The sequence below is a fragment of the Paenibacillus roseus genome (assembly GCF_016424485.1).
Lineage (GTDB): Bacteria > Bacillota > Bacilli > Paenibacillales > Paenibacillaceae > Paenibacillus_D > Paenibacillus_D roseus.
On record NZ_JAELUP010000054.1, the window covers coordinates 1 to 2,610 of the forward strand.

The window sequence follows — 2,610 nt, forward strand, 5'->3', positions numbered from 1 at the left end:
AGTTTTTTTTATTAAGATACGTTTTGTTAATTTTTTTCCAGATAAAGTACTTCTAATTAATGTACGATTCATTTGAGATTTTTTTGACATAAATAAATTATTATTCTATGTAAGAAACTTTCTAATTATTGAAGTTTTTTATTGTTAGAATAAACAGGTTCATTTAAATCTAAATCATACATATCTTCATCAAAAACACAATTACCTTTATAATCTGTTGCTGATATTATAAAAGGAAAATTTTCTACCCCATATAAATCAGCTTCAGGTGAAAATGGATCAAAACTTTGATAAGGATATATTAAATCATCTAATAAATCTGAAATATATGGTGTTTTATAAATCGTTTGATTGAAAAAATATATCATATCACAAATAGCTTCTTTTAAATCTAATCTAGAAACTACTGCATCTAATTGTCCATATTCAAAAGAATATTCACTTGTTTGAAAATTTGCAGGAAATTCTTCGTTTAATGTTTCAGAAACGACTCTTCTACCAGCAAAAGCAATAGTAGCTTCTGGTTCTGCGAAAATAACATCTCCTAACATAGCAAAACTAGCTGTTACTCCTCCTGTTGTTGGAGATGTGCAAATAGCAATATATAATAGTTTTGCTACATTTTGGAAAACGTAAAGAGCTCCAGAAATTTTTGCCATTTGCATTAAACTTAGTGAACCTTCTTGCATTCTAGCTCCACCAGAAGCACAGAAAATAACTAAGCATAACCCTTCACGAGTAGCATGTTCAATTAGTCGTGTAATTTTTTCACCTACTACGCTTCCCATACTACCTCCTAAAAAGTTAAAATCCATAATTCCTAATGCTACAGGCATTCCATTAATGAAACCAATTCCTGTTTGAACTGCATCGTCTAAACCTGATAAAAATTGATGATCTTCTATACGAGCTTCAAACGGAATGGAATCAAAAAAATCTAAAGGATTTTGCGGTGTAATTAATTCATTTAAAGGATGCCATGTTCCTGGATCCATAAAGAATTCTATACGTTCATCACTAGTTAATTGAACATGCAATTGACATTTAGGGCATACTCCTAAATTAGCTTTAATTACTTTTTTAGGTGACATATCCGTACATCTTTCACAAAGTTTCCATAAAGCAAATCTTTCTCCAGGTTTGCTAGTAATGTAAGACATATGTCCTCGTTGAGTAATGTGTTTATTTACCACATTTGAAGATAAATCCATATTAAAAGTTTCAAATAACCATTGTATAAGTGTCATAATGTAAAATAATAATTGCCTTTTATAAAAATATAACAATAAAAAACGTTATAAATTGAATTAATAATTTTATATGCGTTTACGTTGTCTGCGCTTTGGTTTTGGTGCATAATATATAAATCCCAGTTTATAACGTTTTTTAAGTTTATTTGATTTAGAATTATCTGTTTTTCTTTTAATTAACAGTAATTCTTTTTTCTTAAGTTTTGCTTTATCTAATTTTTGTTTTTTCTTAGATAATTTATATTTGGGTTTATTTTCTATAAATAAGAAAGGTGTTATTTTATAATTGTTTTTACATATAAATGCAATTAAATCATAAAAGTCAAGAGACCAATCAAAAGTATGAAATGTTCGTATATGACTATGTACTGGTATATCGGGTGATATAAATAATATTCTCATTGAATATAAAAAGTCATTAGCTGCTCGTCTTATCTTACGAGTTTTATGTTTTAACGAACGTAGAGAAGATTGTAAATTACTTTTCTCTTGAAGTGCAGCAGAAATTTTTAAATGATAAGGGAATGGCGGTACAATAGATGATAATACTCGCATATATTCATGACTTGCTTTTTTAAGATTAATACGTTTATAATCCCCAAATGTAAAATTAAATTCTTTTATTTTTTTTATTATTTTTAATAATAAATTACGAAGTAATGGATTGAATCCATATTTTAAATCAGTTCCTAACCAAAAGATACCTCCTAAGTTAGGTTTATTTAAGAAATAAATAAGAAATGATGGAGAAATATAACCTCCTTTAAGATTTGTAAAGATCTCCTTTCCACGAGTTGAATGCAAGTGGCGCATATAAGTGGGAACGGAGATTTGTAACTGAGCTAACATAGTTTCATAACGAATAAAAGATTCTTCTTCTATTGGTGAACTAACATGTTCACTATAACCTAGATTTCCTAAATCTGAAAAAACAGTAAAATAGCGATTAACGTAATCTTGAATTAAATCTAAAGGACCTGAAAGTTCTTTATTATAAGCAAAAGTTTCAAAATAAAACAATTCCGTAGGAAACACATTTGCATTTAAATGTAATGTAGATGGTTCCCATATAAATAATTTTCTGCGCATATCTAAAAGATGACTGTATTGATATTTAGGCATATAATTATCATTTCGAAAACATTGATAATAATTGAATAATTTATCTAAAGTGAAAGGCCAATAATCATATAATTTTAGAAATCGATTGATTTTAAACATTTTACTATGAATTTGGAAAATATGATGATTTATAATACCATCAAAATTCATATAATTTTTTTCCCATATTTGAGAAAAAATATTTTTGTCGTTTATTACATGTTTATAAAAATTATTTTCAGTTATTAATGAATTTTTC

2 protein-coding genes are annotated in these 2,610 nt (G+C 27.0%); both read right to left on the reverse strand.

Annotated features, from left to right (window positions below):
* Positions 1–125: 125 nt before the first annotated feature.
* Entirely contained in the window at positions 126–1,160 is a 1,035-nt protein-coding gene (gene accD, locus JFN88_RS11115; RefSeq protein WP_199019369.1) for an acetyl-CoA carboxylase, carboxyltransferase subunit beta, read from the reverse strand.
* 156 nt (positions 1,161–1,316) lie between these two features.
* A partial coding sequence (locus JFN88_RS11120) for a hypothetical protein (RefSeq protein WP_233167716.1) occupies positions 1,317–2,610 on the reverse strand: 1,294 nt, incomplete at its 5' end.

Coding starts and splice junctions, on each gene's coding strand:
- accD (WP_199019369.1), bottom strand. CDS start 1,160: ATGTCTTACATTACTAGCAAACCTGGAGAAAGATTTGCTTTATGGAAA.